Source organism: Serratia sp. ASV30, from assembly GCF_016428815.1.
Classification (GTDB): Bacteria; Pseudomonadota; Gammaproteobacteria; order Enterobacterales; family Enterobacteriaceae; genus Chania; species Chania fonticola_C.
In genome coordinates this window covers 1-328 of the sequence record NZ_JAELTL010000232.1, presented here as the reverse complement: position 1 = coordinate 328, position 328 = coordinate 1, and the positions used below count along the sequence as shown (strand labels likewise).

Annotated in this window: 1 pseudogene; it reads left to right on the top strand. The window is 57.9% G+C overall.

Going from position 1 to position 328, the window contains the following annotated elements:
* A pseudogene (locus JHD74_RS26205) lies at positions 1–328 on the top strand (hemagglutinin); the annotation flags it as partial.

The window sequence follows — 328 nt, the reverse complement described above, 5'->3', positions numbered from 1 at the left end:
CCAGCTACCGGTTGGATGAGAAGAAAAAGAGCGGACTGATGGGCACCGGTGGTATCGGGGTGACGATTGGTAGCTCCAGCTCTCGCCATCAGGTGAACGAAGACGGTACGACGCAGAGCCAGAGTGTCAGCACTATCGGCTCGACCGGTGGCGATGTGAATATCGTTGCGGGCGGCAAGGCACACATTGGCGGTGCGGATTTGATTGCCGGTAAAAATCTCAACGTTACTGGCGACAGCGTCGTTATCGAACCGGGGCATGACCTGCGTACGGTAGAAGAGCGGTTTGAGCAGAAGCAGAGTGGCCTGACGGTGGCGTTGTCCGGTGC